Source organism: Pseudomonas sp. TH15, assembly GCF_016651105.1.
Taxonomy (GTDB): domain Bacteria; phylum Pseudomonadota; class Gammaproteobacteria; order Pseudomonadales; family Pseudomonadaceae; genus Aquipseudomonas.
Genome location: NZ_JAEKEL010000002.1, coordinates 638677 through 656547, shown reverse-complemented (window position 1 = coordinate 656547; position 17871 = coordinate 638677). Strand labels below are relative to the sequence as shown.

17 protein-coding genes are annotated in these 17871 nt (G+C 59.3%); 7 read left to right on the top strand and 10 right to left on the bottom strand.

Features of this window, described 5'->3' with window-relative positions; all coding sequences use genetic code 11:
* Positions 1-58: 58 nt before the first annotated feature.
* From nth to metG, 7 genes are all read right to left on the bottom strand, one after another.
* On the bottom strand, positions 59-697 hold the full coding sequence (gene nth, locus JFT87_RS26820; protein ID WP_201206320.1) for an endonuclease III: 639 nt from the start codon (positions 695-697) through the stop codon (positions 59-61).
* Positions 694-1263, bottom strand: coding sequence for an Rnf-Nqr domain containing protein (locus JFT87_RS26815; protein ID WP_201206318.1), 570 nt, complete (start codon positions 1261-1263; stop codon positions 694-696). Before JFT87_RS26815 ends, nth begins: the two co-directional genes overlap by 4 nt.
* Positions 1260-1865 (bottom strand): RnfABCDGE type electron transport complex subunit G, encoded by a 606-nt coding sequence (locus JFT87_RS26810; protein WP_201206316.1) that lies wholly within the window; start codon positions 1863-1865, stop codon positions 1260-1262. Before JFT87_RS26810 ends, JFT87_RS26815 begins: the two co-directional genes overlap by 4 nt.
* On the bottom strand, positions 1862-2854 hold the full coding sequence (locus JFT87_RS26805; protein ID WP_201206314.1) for an RnfABCDGE type electron transport complex subunit D: 993 nt from the start codon (positions 2852-2854) through the stop codon (positions 1862-1864). Before JFT87_RS26805 ends, JFT87_RS26810 begins: the two co-directional genes overlap by 4 nt.
* Positions 2841-4052 (bottom strand): electron transport complex subunit RsxB, encoded by a 1212-nt coding sequence (rsxB, locus tag JFT87_RS26800; protein WP_201206312.1) that lies wholly within the window; start codon positions 4050-4052, stop codon positions 2841-2843. The genes JFT87_RS26805 and rsxB overlap by 14 nt, the downstream gene beginning before the upstream one ends.
* Entirely contained in the window at positions 4049-4618 is a 570-nt protein-coding gene (locus JFT87_RS26795; RefSeq protein ID WP_201206310.1) for an electron transport complex protein RnfA, read from the bottom strand. Before JFT87_RS26795 ends, rsxB begins: the two co-directional genes overlap by 4 nt.
* 114 nt (positions 4619-4732) lie before the next feature.
* Positions 4733-6784 carry a methionine--tRNA ligase gene (gene metG / locus JFT87_RS26790; RefSeq protein WP_201206308.1) on the bottom strand — a complete coding sequence of 684 codons (2052 nt, stop codon included), beginning with the start codon at positions 6782-6784 and terminating at the stop codon, positions 4733-4735.
* Between the two features lie 330 nt (positions 6785-7114).
* On the opposite strand from metG, the gene apbC reads away from it, so the two are divergent.
* Positions 7115-8209 (top strand): iron-sulfur cluster carrier protein ApbC, encoded by a 1095-nt coding sequence (gene apbC, locus JFT87_RS26785; RefSeq protein ID WP_201206306.1) that lies wholly within the window; start codon positions 7115-7117, stop codon positions 8207-8209.
* 131 nt (positions 8210-8340) lie between these two features.
* On the opposite strand, the gene JFT87_RS26780 is transcribed toward apbC, so the two are convergent.
* The gene (locus JFT87_RS26780) at positions 8341-9099 is read right to left on the bottom strand and encodes an SDR family oxidoreductase (RefSeq protein WP_201206304.1); all 759 of its coding nucleotides are present in this window, start codon (positions 9097-9099) and stop codon (positions 8341-8343) included.
* Between the two features lie 165 nt (positions 9100-9264).
* On the opposite strand from JFT87_RS26780, the gene JFT87_RS26775 reads away from it, so the two are divergent.
* The 4 genes from JFT87_RS26775 to groL all read left to right on the top strand — a co-directional run bounded on the left by JFT87_RS26775 (position 9265) and on the right by groL (position 12773).
* On the top strand, positions 9265-9996 hold the full coding sequence (locus tag JFT87_RS26775) for a HugZ family pyridoxamine 5'-phosphate oxidase (RefSeq protein WP_201206302.1): 732 nt from the start codon (positions 9265-9267) through the stop codon (positions 9994-9996).
* Between the two features lie 66 nt (positions 9997-10062).
* Positions 10063-10539: an FxsA family protein gene (locus tag JFT87_RS26770; RefSeq protein WP_201206300.1), complete on the top strand. Its 477-nt coding sequence runs from the start codon at positions 10063-10065 to the stop codon at positions 10537-10539.
* Positions 10540-10786: 247 nt separating this feature from the next.
* Positions 10787-11080 carry a co-chaperone GroES gene (locus JFT87_RS26765; protein ID WP_054045166.1) on the top strand — a complete coding sequence of 98 codons (294 nt, stop codon included), beginning with the start codon at positions 10787-10789 and terminating at the stop codon, positions 11078-11080.
* Positions 11081-11129: 49 nt separating this feature from the next.
* Positions 11130-12773, top strand: a complete 1644-nt coding sequence (gene groL, locus JFT87_RS26760) for a chaperonin GroEL (RefSeq protein WP_201194211.1) — start codon at positions 11130-11132, stop codon at positions 12771-12773.
* A gap of 170 nt (positions 12774-12943) precedes the next feature.
* Here the strand turns inward: groL and JFT87_RS26755 are convergent, their stop codons facing one another.
* Positions 12944-13687, bottom strand: a complete 744-nt coding sequence (locus JFT87_RS26755; RefSeq protein ID WP_201206298.1) for a phosphatase PAP2 family protein — start codon at positions 13685-13687, stop codon at positions 12944-12946.
* A 54-nt stretch (positions 13688-13741) separates the two neighbouring features.
* Positions 13742-15691 carry an LTA synthase family protein gene (locus tag JFT87_RS26750; protein ID WP_201206296.1) on the bottom strand — a complete coding sequence of 650 codons (1950 nt, stop codon included), beginning with the start codon at positions 15689-15691 and terminating at the stop codon, positions 13742-13744.
* 202 nt (positions 15692-15893) lie between these two features.
* On the opposite strand from JFT87_RS26750, the gene colR reads away from it, so the two are divergent.
* Positions 15894-16577, top strand: a complete 684-nt coding sequence (colR, locus tag JFT87_RS26745; RefSeq protein WP_090180812.1) for a two-component system response regulator ColR — start codon at positions 15894-15896, stop codon at positions 16575-16577.
* Positions 16567-17841: a sensor histidine kinase gene (locus JFT87_RS26740; protein ID WP_201206295.1), complete on the top strand. Its 1275-nt coding sequence runs from the start codon at positions 16567-16569 to the stop codon at positions 17839-17841. The genes colR and JFT87_RS26740 overlap by 11 nt, the downstream gene beginning before the upstream one ends.
* Positions 17842-17871: the final 30 nt, after the last annotated feature.

Below are 17871 nucleotides of genomic sequence, written 5' to 3'. Positions count from 1 at the left end.
TCTCCCGGCGGGTAAAAAAGATTTTTTCAATCGGTAAATCAATAAATCTAATAGTGCCTCAATCGTCCGAGGTCTTTTGCTTGTATTCGCACAAGTCCTCGATCCGGCAACTGCCGCAGCGGGGCTTGCGGGCCAGGCAGACGTAGCGTCCATGGAGGATCAGCCAATGATGGGAATCGAGCAGAAACTCCTTGGGCACAAATTTCATCAGCTTCTTCTCCACCTCGACCACATTCTTGCCTGGTGCAATCCCGGTACGGTTGCTGACCCGGAAAATATGGGTGTCCACGGCCATGGTCAGTTGACGAAATGCCGTGTTCAGCACCACGTTGGCAGTCTTGCGGCCAACGCCTGGCAACGCTTCCAGCTCCTCACGGGTTTGCGGGACTTCGCCGCCATGGCGCTCTACCAGCAAGCGGCACGTTTCGATCACATTCTTGGCCTTGCTGTTGAACAGGCCGATAGTCTTGATGTACTGCGACAGCCCTTCGACCCCCAAGGCATGGATGGCTGCCGGGGTATTGGCCACCGGATACAATTTTGCCGTGGCCTTGTTGACGCCGACATCGGTGGACTGCGCCGACAGAATCACGGCAATCAGCAGTTCGAACGGTGAGGAGTACGCCAGTTCGGTCTTCGGTTCCGGGTTGTCTTCGTGAAGCCTGCGGAAGATTTCATAACGTTTTGCGGCATTCATGGGCGGTGCGATTCCTTGGAAATAGAGTGCGAGCGAGTCCACGCCTGACGGGCCGCAAGGAGCAGGCCCAGAAATATGAAGGCGCCGGGAACCAGCGTCATCAGATGCAGGCCCTCGCTGAATAAAACCAGACCTTGCCAGTGTTCGGATAGTCCGTGACCGAGGCTGCCGTGGCCGATGAGTTCGCGCAGTGCCGCGAGTAGCAGCATCAGCCCGCCGAACAGACCGCAGAGCCTGAAACGGTCGGTCAGCGGTTGGCGAAAGAAGCCATGGCACTCCAGCACCACGCATTGCAAGGCGATCAGACCGATATACAGACTTACCGACTGATGCCACGGCAGAAACCAGCGTTGCGCAAGAATGTCTGCACAACTGGTCAACGTCGCCGCGAGCAGCAGACTGGCCAGCAATGCACTGGTCCCCGTCAGTCGCGAGCGCAGCAGTGCCATGCATGCGCCATAAGCACCGAGTACCGTGGCAAACATCAGTAGGGTGACCAATGCGCCCGCCAATGTTTGAGTAGCACCCAGCAGCAGCGAGAGCATCAGAGCATTCGACAGGTTCATGTTCCACTTCCCAGCAACGCGATCCGATGGTCATCAAAGTAACGCAATGCGTCATGAATCGCGTTGATCGCTGCGCGGGAGGTAATGGTCGCGCCGGCCATCTGATCGAATTGGCCCTGATCCTTCTTCAATGCCCAGGCTGCGTCTGCCGGTTCGCTGCTCGATTTGCCGGAAAACGCCGCAAGCCAGGTATTTGGCCAGTCGCCTATGGGCCCGCCCAGCGCCGGAGTTTCGTTTTGCCTGAGGGTTTTCACGCCAAGTAACTTTCCATTGGCATCAATGGCAATCAGCAACTCGATGACGCCTGCATAACCCTGAGTCTGACTCCGCAGCAGGACTGCGACGGTTTGACTGCCCCTGGTCGCGCGATAGCCGCCAGTCAAGGCACTGTGGCTCAACGCAATGTCGGCCAGCGTTAGCGGATGTTCCAGTGGTTGGTTGTCGTAGGCCTCGGCGGGTAGCACGTCGAGCAGTTTGCGGCTGTCGATCAAACGTTGTTCGGCGGCGATCTGTGGCGCATTGAGGTGCTGTACCAGATACGTCGCGCCGAGGCCGATGGCCGCCAGCAAGACCAGCGTCATCACGCGGCTCTTGCGGTTCATGGGCTCACCTGCATCTGGCGGCTGGCGACAAATCGCTCCAGCGCCGGCACACAGAGGTTCATCAACAGCACGGCAAATGCCACGCCGTCCGGGTAGCCGCCCCAGGTTCGGATCAAGTAGGTCAGCAGGCCAACCCCCACGCCGAACAGCAGTCGGGCACTGGGGCTTCTGGCGCCGGACACCGGTTCCGTCACGATAAAGAATGCGCCCAGCATGCTCGCGCCAGTCAGTAGATGAAACAGCGGCGAGCCATGGGAGTCGGAGCCCGAACCGTTCCAGCACAACAGACTGATAACGAACAGGCTGGCGAGCATGCCCACCGGCGCATGCCAACTGAACACTCGCCGTTGCAGCAGAAAGGCGCCGCCGGCCAGAAATGCCAGGTTCACCCATTCCACGCCGTAGCCGCCGAAGTGACCGAATGCGGCGTTGCCGGCGAACAGCTCATCCATGGTCAGGCTTTTATTGATGCGCAAGCTGTCCAGCGCCGTGGCCTGGACCCAGGCATCCGGCGTCTGGCTGAAGCTGAAACCGAAGACCTGGGAAAGACCGCCGAGCAGGTCCATGCCATGGGACGACGGCCAGTGCGTCATTGGTTGGGGGAAGGTCACCAGCACCAGCGCAAAACCGAGCATGGCCGGATTGAACGGGTTCTTGCCGACGCCGCCATACAAGTGTTTACCAAACAGCAATGCCGCCGCCGCGGCACTGATAGTCAGCCACCACGGACAATAAGGCGGCAAGGCCAGCGCCAGCAGCGTCGCCGTGACCAGGGCGCTGCCGTCGCTCAACGTTGGCATGAGGGCACGCTGGCGCAACTTCAGCACCGCAGCCTCTACTGCCAGCGCAGTCACCACCGTCAGAATCAGGTTGATCAGAACGCCCCAGCCATACAGCCAAAACAACATCAGCAGCCCCGGCACGGTGGCCAGCAACACCAGCTTCATGGCCTGCTGAAGGCGTTCGTCCACCGATTCAAGGGGCGACATAAGCCTCCACCAGGCGTTCGGCTTCCTGAAGTCGGGCACGAGCCTTGTCCATCTGCTCGGCGGGAGTGTCGGTGCGTCGTTCCAGTTTGCTGACGTCGGCACGGGCGTAGGCCAATTCGGTTTTCAGCTGTCGAAGCTGGCTGTCGATGGGGCGCTTTTCGACGCGCATCAGGTCAGGCAAAGGTTGATCACTCGCTGCTTCGGCCGTGTGCAGGTTGTGTTCGGCGTCCTTGAGGGCTTGCTCAAGTAGCTCGATTTGTTCAGCCGAGGCATCGCTGGTTTGTGCTTTTTTCAGTTCGGCGCGGCGCATGGCCAGCTGGATTTTCGCCCGTTTCAGCTCCGCGTCCTTCGCTGGCGCAACAGGTGCCGGGGCCGGCGGTGCGGCGCTTTCCAGTTGTGTCAGAGCCTGTTCGGCAGCTTCGAATTGCTGTTGCAGGACGATCAGTTGCGACTGCTGCTCGAAGGTCGGCGGATGCCCGAACGCCTTTAGCGATTTGTTCAATTGCGCCCGACTCATCGCCACGTCGATCTTGGCTTTTTTCAACGCCGCATCAGCCGTTGCCGCTTTCTGCGCGCGGACTCGCTCAAGCGCGGCTTGCACCGGATCGAGCGTTACTTCGCTGGGTTGTGCGACGCGTTGGGCCCGGGCCTGTCGCTCGGCGATTTTCTGTAGCTCCTCACGTTGCAGTCGGGCGTTGCGCTGTTCGAAGCGACGCCGCGCACGATTGCGCTTGGTGGCTCGGGCCTGTTGTTCTTCAAGACTGAACGCCAGGCCACCGACAATCGGCAGCACCGTGGCCAGCGGCAGTGGACGCATTTCGATGCAATCCACCGGGCACGGCGCCACGCACAGGTCGCAACCAGTGCATTCATCGACGATAACGGTGTGCATCAACTTCGCCGCGCCGACAATCGCATCCACCGGGCAGGCCTGTATGCACTTGGTGCAGCCGATGCATTCGGCCTCGCGGATGTAGGCAATCTGCGCCGGTGCCGAGCCGCGACTGATGTCCAGTTCCAGCACCGGCACTTTCAGCAGTTCGGCCAGGGCGGCGATGGTTTCGCTGCCGCCCGGCGGGCACTTGTTGATCGACTCGCCGCTGGCAATGCCTTCGGCGTAGGGCTTGCATCCGGGGTGACCGCACTTGCCGCATTGGGTCTGGGGCAAAAGGGCGTCGATGCGTTGAATCAGACTCATGTTTTGATCAGTCCACTGAATCCGAGAAAGGCCACTGCGATCAGTCCGGCGCCGATCAACTGGATCGGCAAGCCACGAAAGGGCAGGGGAACATCGTTATCGCGTGTGCGCTGGCACAAGTCGCTGAACAGGCTCAGCACCAGCCAGAAACCCAGTCCGGCACCGAGGCTCAGGACGCTGGCGTGAAGCAATCCCTTGTCGTCTTGGGCGTTGAGCAAGGTCAGCCCGAGCACGCCAGCGTTTCCCAGCAGCAGGGGCCAGAGGCCATCGAACGTAAGCTTTGGGAATATTCTGGATAGCAACTTCAGTAACGGCGCGATCAGCAAAACGCTCAGCGGCAGGAACACGAAAAGGCGCAGGGCCGTCAGTTGCAGCGGCACCAGCAGCCAATGGTAAGCCGAGTAGCTCAATACGCCGACGATCAGCATCAGGCAGGTCGTCGAAATACCCAGTGCGTGGACCTTGTCGCGCTCACTGCTCAACAGCGGATCGACGCCCAGCGACCAGTGCAACACGAGGTTGTTGATCAGGGCAGCGCTGATAAGCGTAAGAAGCAGTTCGGTCATGGTTCTGCCAGCGAAACGGGCGAGTGTCTCTTAAGGTTAGGCATTATCCGGGCGGATATGAAAAATCCCACAGGCATGCGGGGCACGCCTGTGGGATCGATTCACCGCCGAGTGTTACTTGATGCGCTGACCCGGCTTGGCGCCGCTGTCCGGGCTCAACAGGTAGATTTCTTCACCGCCAGGGCCGGCCGCCATCACCATGCCTTCGGATATCCCGAACTTCATTTTTCGCGGCTTGAGGTTGGCGATCATCATGGTCAGGCGACCTTCGAGCTTGGACGGGTCCGGGTAAGCGCTCTTGATCCCGGAAAGTACGTTGCGTTGTTCATCACCGATGTCCAGGGTCAGGCGCAACAGTTTGTCGGCGCCTTCCACGGCTTCGGCCTTGAGGATCAGTGCAACGCGCAGGTCCACCGCGGCAAACGCATCGAACTCGATTTCCGGCGACAGAGGTTCCTTGACCAGTTCACCGTTGCCGGCCGGTGCAGTTTCGCCGGTATCGGTTGCGCTGGCGGTCAGGTCTTCTTTCGAGGCGTCGGTCATGGCTTGCACTTTTACCGGGTCGATGCGAGTCATCAACGGTTTGAACTCGTTCAGCTGATGGTTGGCCAACAGGGTGGCGTGATCGTTCCAGGTTAACGGCGCGACGTTCAGGAACGCCTCGGCGTCGGCAGCCAGCAGCGGCAGAACCGGTTTGAGGAAGATCACCAGTTGGCGGAACAGGTTGATGCCCAAAGCGCAGATGGCCTGGACTTCGTCGTGCTTGCCTTCCTGTTTGTTCAGCGACCACGGTGCCTTGTCGGCGATCCAGGCGTTGGCGCGGTCGGCCAGGCCCATGATCTCGCGCATGGCGCGGGCGAAGTCGCGGGCTTCGTAGGCGTCGGCGATGCTTGGCGCAGCAGCCAGGAACGCGTCGGTCAGTTCCGGCGCGGCGTTACCCGCCACCAGCACTCCGGCGTTGCCTTTCTGGATGAACCCTGCGCAACGGCTGGCGATGTTGACGACTTTGCCCACCAGGTCGGAGTTGACCTTCTGCACGAAGTCTTCGAGGTTCAGGTCCAGGTCGTCGACGCCACGGCCCAGCTTGGCCGCGTAGTAGTAGCGCAGGTATTCCGGCGACAGATGGTCCAGGTAGGTCCGGGCCTTGACGAAGGTGCCGCGGGATTTGGACATTTTCTGACCGTTTACAGTCAGGTAGCCATGCACATTGATACCGGTCGGTTTACGGAAACCGGCGCCTTCGAGCATCGCTGGCCAGAACAATGCGTGGAAGTTGACGATGTCCTTACCGATGAAGTGGTACAGCTCGGCCGTGGAATCCTTGGCCCAGAACGCGTCGAAGTCCAGGTCCGGACGACGGGCGCAAAGGTTCTTGAAGCTGGCCATGTAGCCGATCGGCGCGTCCAGCCACACGTAGAAGTACTTGCCCGGCTCGCCCGGAATCTCGAAACCGAAGTACGGTGCGTCGCGGGAGATGTCCCACTGTTGCAGACCGGCATCCAGCCATTCGGCGATTTTGTTGGCGACGGCATCTTGCAGGGTGCCGCTGCGGGTCCAGGCTTGCAGCATTTCCTGGAAGTCCGGCAGTTTGAAGAAGAAGTGCTGGGAATCCTTGAGCACCGGGGTGGCGCCGGAAATCGCCGACTTCGGATCCTTCAGGTCGGTCGGTGCATAGGTTGCACCGCATTTTTCGCAGTTGTCGCCGTACTGGTCTTCAGTGCCGCATTTCGGGCAGGTGCCCTTGATGAAGCGGTCGGCCAGGAACATTTTCTTTTCCGGGTCGAAGTACTGCGTGATCGAGCGCTGGGCAATGTGCCCGGCGTCACGCAGCTTCAGGTAGATCTGGCTCGACAGCTCACGGTTTTCTTCGGAGTGAGTGGAGTGGAAGTTGTCGAAGTCCACCAGGAACTCGGCAAAGTCGGCGCTGTGTTCAGCCTGGACGTTGGCGATCAGTTGTTCCGGGGTGATGCCTTCCTTTTCCGCGCGCAGCATGATGGCCGAGCCGTGAGCGTCGTCGGCGCAGACATAAATGCATTGATTGCCGCGGTGCTTCTGGAAGCGCACCCACATGTCGGTCTGGATATATTCCAGCATGTGGCCAAGATGGATCGAACCATTGGCATAGGGCAGGGCGCTGGTGACGAGGATCTTGCGTGGCTCGGACATGGGGCTCGGCTACTTGATGAAACGGAGGTCGGCCACTATAAAGCGCTGGCGTATATTTTTCACCCCTGTGGCGAGAGGCTCTGCCGCAGCGAGGATGCTTTTGTGGCGAGGGGGCTTGCCCCCGTTCGGCTGCGCAGCAGTCGTAAAACCGGTGAATGCGGTGTATCTGTCAGATTGCGTGCGCTGGTTCCTGGGGCTGCTTCGCAGCCCAACGGGGGCAAGCCCCCTCACCACAAGAAAGCTTTCCAGCCACAGTAATCTGTTCGCCACAAATGTATGTCCGGCGTAGGATACCCGCCTGATTTTCCAGTCTTGCTATCGGAGTTGCCCATGAGCGCCGTCAATCGCGCAGCGGTGGAAGCCGTCCTTCGCCAATACACCGACCCTTACCTGAACCAGGACCCGGTCAGCGCCGGGTGCGTGCGCAACATCGACATCCAGGGCGATCGCGTCAGCGTCCAGCTCGAGCTCGGTTACGCCGCCGGTCTGTTCAAAAGTGGCTGGGCGCAGTTGCTGCAAATGGCAATTGAAGGGCTGGACGGGGTGACGACCGCTCGCGTCGAGATCACCAGCGTGATCGCCGCGCACAAGGCCCAGGCACAGATCCCGGGCCTGGCCAACGTCAAGAACGTGGTCGCGGTGGCGTCCGGCAAGGGTGGAGTGGGCAAATCCACCACCGCCGCCAACCTGGCTTTGGCGCTGGCCCGTGAAGGCGCCAAGGTCGGGATTCTCGACGCAGACATCTACGGCCCGAGCCAGGGCATCATGTTCGGTATCCCCGAAGGCACCCGACCAAAGGTCAAGGATCAGAAGTGGTTCATTCCGATCGAGTCCCATGGCGTTGAAGTGATGTCCATGGCGTTCCTGACCGACGACAACACGCCGATGGTCTGGCGCGGTCCGATGGTTTCTGGCGCCTTGCTGCAACTGGTGACACAAACCGCGTGGGGCGATCTGGATTATCTGGTCATCGACATGCCGCCAGGCACCGGCGACATCCAACTGACCCTGGCGCAAAAAGTCCCGGTGGCCGGTGCTGTGATTGTCACCACCCCGCAAGACCTGGCGCTGCTGGACGCGCGCAAAGGCGTGGAGATGTTCCGCAAGGTCAACATTCCGGTGCTGGGCGTAGTGGAGAACATGGCCGTGCACATCTGCTCCAACTGCGGGCATGCCGAGCATCTGTTCGGTGAGGGCGGCGGTGTGAAACTGGCCAACCAGTACGGCGTCGAAGTGCTGGCCTCGTTGCCACTGGCGATGACCATCCGCGAACAGGCCGACGGCGGCAAGCCAACGGTGATCGCCGAGCCGGACAGTCCGATTGCGATGGTGTACCAGGAACTGGCCCGCCATGTCGGCGCGCGGATTGTGTTGCAGGAAGCGGCAACACCGGCGATGCCGAACATCACCGTCAGCGACGATTGATTCGCTGAAGAAACGCAATCCAATGTGGGCGCGAGCTTGCTCGCGATAGCGGTGTAACAGTCATCATCAATGGTGAATGTTATGGCCTCATCGCGAGCAAGCTCGCTCCCACATTTGTTTTGTGTCTGGACTTAGATCCGCAACCCGCCATCCATCTCCAGAATCCGACCGGTGTAGTAGTCGTTTTCGAAAATGTACGCCGCCGAATGGGCGATTTCTTCAGGCTTGCCCATGCGCTTGAGCGGAATTCCGGCAGTCATCTTCTCCAACGCCTCTGGCTTCATACCCAACGTCATCTCGGTTTCAATGAAGCCCGGCGCAATGCCCGCCACGCGAATGCCGTAACGCGCCAGTTCCTTGGCCCAGGTCACTGTGGCTGCGGCCACGCCAGCCTTGGCAGCGGAGTAGTTGGTCTGGCCAACGTTGCCAGCACGGGAAATCGACGAGATATTGATGATCGCGCCGCTGTTTTTCAGCTCGACCATTTTGGCCGCGACTTCACGGGTGCACAGGAACACGCCGGTGAGGTTGACGTCGATCACGGCCTGCCATTGGGCCAGGCTCATCTTGGTCATTTCGCCGTCCTTGACCTTCAGCAACAGGCCATCGCGCAAGATCCCGGCGTTGTTGATCAGGCCATGGATCGCACCGAAGTCTTCGGCCACCTGAGCGACCATGTGCGTCACTTGCTCTTCATTGGCGACGTTGCACAGGTAGGCGCGGGCCTCGACGCCCTTGGCTTTACAAGCGGCAACGGTGTCGTCGAGCTTTTCCTGGTTCAGATCGACCAGCGCCAGCTTCGCGCCCTTGCCGGCTAAATACTCGGCCATCGAACGGCCTAAACCCTGGCAACCGCCAGTGATAATGATTACTTTGTCAGTGAGTTGCATTCGCATGCCCCAATTGCAGGTCAGAGAGTGGTTCCTTCTAGAGGGCCTCTCGATCTGCACCTGATGTGGCCTGGTTGCACATGAGAACTGCCCCGATGGCGTACTGGAACTTATCCCCAGGCGCCTGTCCGTTTTTTCGACGGATTCTATATAAGGAGTCATAAATTGAGCGTTGAAGCGGCGAAGAATGCCCGAGAATTGCTTCTCAAGGAATACCGCGGAGTGCTTTCGACACACTCCAAGGCCATGCCCGGTTTCCCGTTTGGCTCGGTGGTCCCGTACTGCCTGGACGAGCAGGGCCGGCCGCTGATCCTGATCAGCCGCATTGCCCAACACACTCATAATTTGCAAAAAGATCCGAAATGCTCACTGTTCGTCGGCGAGCGTGGGGCTGAAGATGCTCAAGCCGTTGGTCGCCTGACGTACCTTGCCGAAGCAGAAAAACTCGAGGACGAGGCGGCCATCGAAGCGGCAGCCGAGCGGTACTACCGCTATTTCCCGGATTCGCAGAGTTACCACAAGGCCCACGATTTCGATTTCTGGGTGCTTAAACCGGTGCGTCACCGCTACATCGGCGGTTTCGGCGCGATTCATTGGGTCGATCAGTTGACCTTGGCCAACCCGTTCGCCGGCAAGGCTGAAGTGAGCATGGTCGAGCACATGAATGCCGACCACACCAAAGCCATCGCACACTATGTCGAACTCGCCGGTTTGCCGACGACAACCCCGGCGCAACTGGCCGGCATCGACACCGAAGGCATGCACCTGCGCATCGGTCAGGGGCTCTACTGGCTACCGTTTCAAGCGCCTTGTAATACGCCGACACAAGTGCGCGAAGCCTTGGTTTTCCTGGCTCACGCCGAGCATTGGCCAAAAAATGAAGTGGCCGACGCTTGAATTCACGAATCGGCGACGTCATCTAGGGAACACAGGCAAGGCATTCTTGCGTTGAGGAACCATTTGATGCGCCCTTTTTTATTGCTCTTTGTACTGTTTCCGGTGTTGGAGCTGTTCGTATTCGTCAAGGTCAGCGGTGCGATCGGGTTTTTCCCGGCTCTGCTGCTGGTCATTCTCGGCTCGATGCTCGGCGTGTTCGTGCTGCGTATCGCCGGTCTGGCTACTGCACTGCGTGCCCGTGAAAGCCTGAACCGCGGCGAACTGCCGGCCCAGACCATGCTTGAAGGCTTGATGCTGGCCCTGGCTGGCGGCTTGTTGATCCTGCCGGGTTTCGTCACTGACGTACTGGGCCTGATCATGTTGCTGCCGCTGTCTCGCCGTTTGGTGGCGAACAAGATGCGTCAGCGCGCCGAAGAACAGGCGATCCGTCAGCGTGCATTCGCCGATGACCTGCAACCGCGGGGCGGTCCTGCTCCGCGTCAACCGCTGGGCCGTGAGCCCAACGTGATCGAAGGCGAGTTCGAACACCGCGATCCCAAGTAAAGCGTTTCAGCCACACGGCACCTTCGGGTGCCGTGTTCATTTGCGGGCAACAACGTGAAAAAATTTGCTGGCTCGCCCTTGTAATAAGCTTATGCGCCCTTATGTAACGGTCACCGCAAGGTTTCTGGCGATCAAGCCAGACAGACTTCCGCGGTTCGCTCGACGAACCGCACCCGGCACCGCCGGATTTGTTAAACCCGCCGGGAATACACCGGCCGATGAAAACCACAATTAGGAGAGATCGACAATGAAGCTTCGTCCTCTGCATGACCGCGTCGTTATCCGTCGCAGCGAAGAAGAAAAGAAAACCGCTGGCGGTATCGTCCTGCCAGGTTCGGCTGCTGAAAAAGCCAACAGCGGCGAGATCCTCGCTGTCGGTACCGGCCGTGTGCTGGAAAACGGTGAAGTGCGTGCACTGGCCGTAAAAGTGGGTGACAAGGTTGTGTTCGGCCCGTACTCCGGCAGCAACACTGTGAAAGTTGACGGCGAAGACCTGCTGGTAATGGCTGAGAACGAGATTCTCGCTGTTATCGAAGGCTGATTTCCCGTTCATTTTCCCGCTACTACAAAGTATTTAAGGAATATCGATCATGGCTGCTAAAGAAGTTAAATTCGGCGACTCCGCCCGCAAGAAAATGCTCGCCGGTGTAAACGTCCTGGCTGACGCAGTAAAAGCGACCCTGGGCCCTAAAGGCCGTAACGTGATCATCGAGAAGAGCTTCGGCGCTCCGACCATCACCAAGGACGGCGTTTCCGTAGCCAAAGAAATCGAACTGAAAGACCGTTTCGAAAACATGGGCGCGCAGCTGGTTAAAGACGTTGCTTCCCGTGCCAACGATGACGCAGGCGACGGCACCACCACCGCTACCGTTCTGGCTCAATCGATCGTCAACGAAGGCCTGAAAGCCGTCGCTGCCGGCATGAACCCGATGGACCTGAAACGCGGCATCGACAAAGCGACCATCGCTATTGTCAAAGAGCTGAAAGCCCTGTCCAAGCCTTGCGCTGACACCAAGGCAATCGCTCAGGTCGGCACCATCTCGGCCAACTCCGACAACTCCATCGGCGACATCATTGCCGAAGCCATGGAAAAAGTCGGTAAAGAAGGCGTGATCACCGTTGAAGAAGGCTCGGGCCTGGAAAACGAACTGTCAGTTGTTGAAGGCATGCAGTTCGACCGTGGCTACCTGTCCCCGTACTTCGTCAACAAGCCAGAGACCATGACCGCCGAGCTCGACGGTCCGCTGATCCTGCTGGTCGACAAAAAAATCTCCAACATCCGCGAAATGTTGCCAGTACTGGAAGCCGTTGCAAAAGCCGGCCGTCCACTGCTGATCGTGGCTGAAGACGTTGAAGGCGAAGCCTTGGCGACTCTGGTTGTGAACAACATGCGTGGCATCGTTAAAGTCGCAGCCGTCAAGGCTCCAGGCTTCGGCGACCGTCGCAAGGCCATGCTGCAGGACATCGCTGTCCTGACCGGCGGTACCGTTATCTCCGAAGAGATCGGTCTGAGCCTGGAAAGCACTACCCTGGAACACCTGGGTAATGCCAAGCGCGTGATCCTGTCCAAAGAAAACACCACCGTGATCGACGGCGCCGGCGTTGAAGCTGATATCCAGGCTCGCGTTCTGCAAATCCGTCAGCAAGTGGCTGACACTTCGTCCGACTACGACCGTGAAAAACTGCAAGAGCGTCTGGCCAAGCTGTCCGGCGGCGTTGCAGTGATCAAGGTTGGCGCTGGTTCCGAAGTTGAAATGAAAGAGAAGAAAGCCCGCGTTGAAGACGCCCTGCACGCTACTCGTGCAGCCGTTGAAGAAGGCGTGGTACCTGGCGGTGGCGTGGCACTGGTTCGCGCTCTGCAGGCTATCTCCGAACTGAAAGGCGACAACGCCGATCAAGACGTTGGTATCCAGTTGCTGCGTCGCGCTGTTGAAGCGCCACTGCGTCAGATCGTTGCCAACTCCGGCGACGAGCCAAGCGTAGTAGTCGACAAGGTCAAGCAGGGTTCGGGTAACTACGGTTACAACGCTGCTACCGGCGAATACGGCGACATGATCGAAATGGGCATCCTTGACCCGGCTAAAGTGACTCGTTCGGCTCTTCAGGCAGCGGCTTCCATCGCCAGCCTGATGATCACCACCGAAGCCATGATCGCTGAGATCAAAGATGAAGGCTCGGCTGGCGGCGGTATGCCAGACATGGGCGGTATGGGTGGCATGGGCGGCATGATGTAAGCCAGCCTTACCCCTATAAAAAAACCCCGCCTGCGAAAGCAGGCGGGGTTTTTTATTGCCCTCAATTCAGTGTTGACTGTAGACCGAGGTGTTGCCTTCGCGGGCAAGCCTTGCTCCTACGTAATTCGCGGGAGTCCTGAGGCGCATGGCTTGCCACCGGTGGCGTCAGATCAGGCGCTGACGGGGTGCGCTCTGACGATACCCTCAGCCCTCACGGCCGGTCGATACAACACGTAGTAATACGACCCCAGGCAAATCAGCCAACAGAACACCGCCGTCCACACGTTGTGGGAGAAGAAGTGCGCGCCCTGCATCATCCGGCCGATGGAAAACACCGAGCCGAGGGCAAAAGCGAAGACAAACGCGATGCGGGCCAGGCGCGGACGCCGGTCGCGCAACACGAAGAACAGTGCAAACAGCGTGAAACCGGTGGCCGCGTGACCGCCTGGCCAGCAACGGCCGGGTTTATCGGTGTGCGGGCGCGGGCTGAGCAGCTCGCTGTAGGTTTCATGACCGCCGAACTGTTCCAGGCTCCAGGGGCATTGCACCGACGTCACCACTTTGACCGGCGTGACAAAGGAAGTGGCCAGCGCGAGAGACAACACCAGGCAGCCCAATTCCCGTTTGAACGGTTTGAGTTTTTCAACAAAAAACGAGCAGATAAACGCGATCACGGCAAACACCGAGAACGCAATGACCACGTCCTTGGCCTTGTTGTGCAGGATGTTTTCGAGGAAGTAACTGTGCCGGCCAATGAAGTCACCGGCCACCGGGTCATAAAAGAGGTTGGCCAGGTTCATGTCCAGCGATGTCAGTTCGAGTAGCACCAGAATGATTGCGGCAATGACGGGAACCCCAAGGCACACCCAGAAGTTGAGTGGCCGGGAGACGGGGCGAGCAGCGGTTGATGACATGGTGGATCCTGAACATGAGAAAAAGCCCCGGGGCATCAGCCCGGGGCTATTCGATTAACGTTCGCTGACTTGGTGGTCGCCCTCCTTGGGCGCTTTCCAGCCAAGTAGCTGTTGCTTGAAGCCATAACTGGCGGTTTGGTAATAGGTGATGGCGCGAGTGATCAACGGGTCGCTGGCTTCGGCCTTCGATTCGCGGCTCTCGGTCAGCGCGTCGTCGTGACGGCGCAGCCCTTGGCGCGGACTCAGGATCGCCAGATCCTTGCCGTCGAACAACCCCAGGTGCTGATAGTTACCGACCACTACCCGCGGTGGCAGCGGGTTGTCCTGCAACAGGTTGCGGCCGAAGAACGTCGATTGGTAGTCCATGTTCAGCAAGCCCAGCAGGGTCGGCGCCAGATCGATCTGGCTGGCCAACTGCGCGGTTTCCCGGGCGTCGATCAGCTTCGGTGCGTAGATGAACAACGGAATCTGATAGTTGCTGATCGGCAAGTCTTCCTTGCCGGCGCTGCCTGCGGTGTGGTCGGCGACGAACACGAAAATCGTATTGTCGAACCACGGCTTTTTACGCGCCTGCTCAAGGAACTGGCCGATGGCGTAGTCGGTGTATTTCACCGCACCGTCGCGACCGTTGCCGGACTTGATGTCGATCCGGTTTTCCGGATAGGTGTAAGGACGATGGTTGGAGGTGGTCATCAGTTGCAGCAGAAACGGCTGCTGTTTGGCATAGTCGGCGTCGGCCAGTTTCAGGGTCTGGTTGTACAGGTCTTCGTCAGCCATGCCCCAGGCGTTCTTGAAGTGAATCTCTGATTCATCGACGCTGCTTTGATCGACAACTCGATAACCATTGCCGCTGAAGAACGCGTTCATATTGTCAAAGTAGCCGCGCCCGCCATAGACGAACACGCTGTCGTAACCCACTGCATTGAGCTGTTGGCCAAGGCTGGCGAAACCGCTTTCACGGCCCACGCGTTTGACGATCGAGCGGCCCGGCGTCGGCGGGATAGCCAGGGTGATGGCTTCCAGGCCGCGGTCGGTACGGGTGCCGGTGGCGTAGAAGTTGTTGAAGTACAGGCTCTGTTTACGCAAGGCATCCAGGTTTGGTGTCAGGTTGCGCTCGTCGCCATTGCTGCCCATGTACTTGGCGCTGAAGCTCTCGATGGTCACCAACACGATGTTGGGCTTGCGCGGGGTGCCCGGGTTGTCGATGTTGCGGCGGATGTCTTGCGGGTCCTGGCCGACGAACTGTGCGTTCGGCTCGCTCAGTTCGGCGCGAATCTGCTTGGCCACGACGTCGGGTGGCAGGCTTTTATAGAACTGCGGGTAATCCAGTTCGTTGTTCCGGAACGCGGCGAAGAACTGATACGGGCCATTGCTCGCCAGTTCGTTCTGATAGGCATTGCCACCCTGGGCACGCGGGGCGTCCTGGCTGAGCAGTTGCATACTCAGGCCTGCCACGATCAACAGGGCCAAGGCATTGAACAGGCGCCGGCGCAGCGGCGGCAGCGGCGCGTCCAGTGCGGCATTGAAAGCCTTGCGCAACACGAAGCTCAGGACCAGGGCCAGCACGGCGAGCATGCTCAGCAGCGTACCAATCGGGTACGACTCCAGCAGGTTGTTCAAGACTTCGTCGGAATACACCAGGTAATCGACGGCGATGAAATTGAAGCGCACACCAAACTCGTCCCAGAACAACCATTCGGCGACGGAGGTGAACAGCATGGCAAACAGACTGACAGTCAGCAGCCCTTGCAGAAACCAGCGATGGCCACGGCGGCGCCACAAGGCGGGCGGGCAGAGCAGCAGGTAGAGGCCCATTGGTAAGGCCGCATAGGCAATGAAGCCGAGGTCGTAAAGAAACCCGATACCGAAAACCGAGAGAAAACCGCTACCGGCCTCATCCAGATGAGTGAGCAACAGAACCGTGCGGGTCAGAAAGAAAATAACCAGCCATGCGCCGGTGACGAGCAACAGAAAGCGCATTGGCGCCGTCTTGAAAAAATCCATTGTTTTTATTCCTTATATCTAATGGCGCGAGAGTGTTGCGTGGTGACTGTAGTCAGGTTGTGAACCGATAGTGAAAATCTTGTTAACCCTCAAATTTGGTTGAGAGCGTCGATTTCAACGGTTTTCAGCCTAGCCCTGAGTCACTTCAGGCCTTAAGCTGCGCGGGCCATGACGGCTGTTACTGTGTACGGAGGAATGCCCCATGCGAATTCTATTGGTTGAAGACAACCGCGATATCCTGGCCAATCTGGCTGATTACCTGGGGCTCAAGGGCTACACCGTGGATTGCGCGCAGGACGGCTTGTCGGGGCTGCACCTGGCGGCCACCGAGCATTACGACTTGATCGTGCTCGACATCATGCTGCCCGGCATTGACGGCTACACCTTGTGCAAGCGTCTGCGAGAAGACGCCCGCCGCGACACGCCGGTGATCATGCTCACCGCCCGGGATCAACTGGATGACCGCCTGCAAGGCTTCAAGTCCGGTGCCGACGACTACCTTATCAAGCCGTTCGCTTTGTCCGAACTGGCCGCGCGCATCGAAGCGGTCATGCGTCGTACCCAGGGCGGTGGTCGCCGTTCGCTGCAGGTCGGCGACCTGAGCTACGACCTCGATACCCTGGAAGTGACCCGTGAAGGCCGCCTGCTGAAGCTCAACCCGGTCGGCCTCAAATTGCTCGCGGTGCTGATGCAGAAAAGCCCTCACGTATTGCGTCGCGAAATCCTCGAAGAAGCCCTGTGGGGCGATGATTGCCCAGACAGCGACAGCCTGCGCAGCCACGTTCACCAACTGCGCCAGGTGATCGACAAGCCTTTTGCCAAGCCACTGCTGCAAACCGTGCACGGTGTGGGGTATCGCTTGGCCGAGGGCCGAGATGGAGTTTAAGCAGAGCCTTGCTCAACGGATCATCATTGCCTTTGCGCTGATGAGTGCATTGGTGGCCGGGGCCTTCGCCATGGGCATCGTGGCGACCGTGCACCTGGTGGAAGAGAAGCTGATTTCGGCAGGGCTGGGTGGCGATTTGCAGCGCCTATTGCTGATGGACAGTGTCTCGGACTGGAGTCACCGCCCGGAGCCTGACCAACTGTTCTATTTCAGTGGTGGCAAAGGCGACTTCGAGTTACCCAAAGATCTGCGTCACCTGGACTCCGGTTTTCACGAAGTCTTTCGCGAACACCTGTCGTATCACGCGATGGTCGAGATCGTCGACGGTCGGCGTTACGTGCTGTTGCAGGACCAGAGTGATTTCGAAGAACGTGAGCGAGTGCTGTTTGCCGTGGTGCTGGTGGGCTTCGTGCTGAGCCTGGCGCTGGCGGTATTTCTCGGCTGGATCCTGGCGCGCAAAGTCATGGCGCCTGTGGTGCGGCTGGCCCGTCAGGTGCGCCACCGCGATCAGTTGCTGGGTTTGGCGCCACCACTGGCGCCGGACTACGCCGCCGATGAAGTGGGTGAACTGGCGGTGGCCTTCGACGCCACGTTGGGTCGCCTGCGCCAGGCCTTGACCCGTGAACGCTTGTTCACCAGTGACGTGAGCCATGAATTGCGCACGCCACTGATGGTACTGGCCAGTTCCTGTGAACTGCTACTGGAGAACCCCGGCATCGACCAGCGCGGGCGCGCCCAGGTCGAGCGAATCGCCCGGGCCTGTGAGGAAATGCGCGAACTGGTGCAGACCTTCCTGATGCTCGCTCGCGCCCAGCGTGAAGACGCCAGCATGTCGCCACAGCAAACCGTCAGTCAGGTCGCCGAAGGGCTGCTGGGTCTTTGGCGAGAACCGATCGAGTCCAAGGGCCTGATACTGAATTTCGAACCGGGCAATCCGCCTGGTACCGGCTACAACGCCACCCTGTTGCATGCGGTGATGGGTAACCTGTTGCGCAATGCGCTGCACTACACCGAGCGCGGGTTCATTCGTCTAACCCTCACGGCCCGCGGGTTTCGGGTCGAGGACAGTGGCGTCGGGATTCCGGAAGAGAAGCGCGAGGCAATGTTTGAGCCCTTCGTGCGGGGCAGCGAAAAACGCGGCGAAGGCCTGGGCCTGGGTCTGTCGCTGGTGCAGCGGATTTGTGAAAATCAGGGTTGGACCGTTAGCCTGACCACCATGGAGCCTAATGGTTGTCGCTTTGAGGTCGAGTTGAGTCAGCCCTGAGCATAACAGGCCCAACAATGCTGGCCCCGC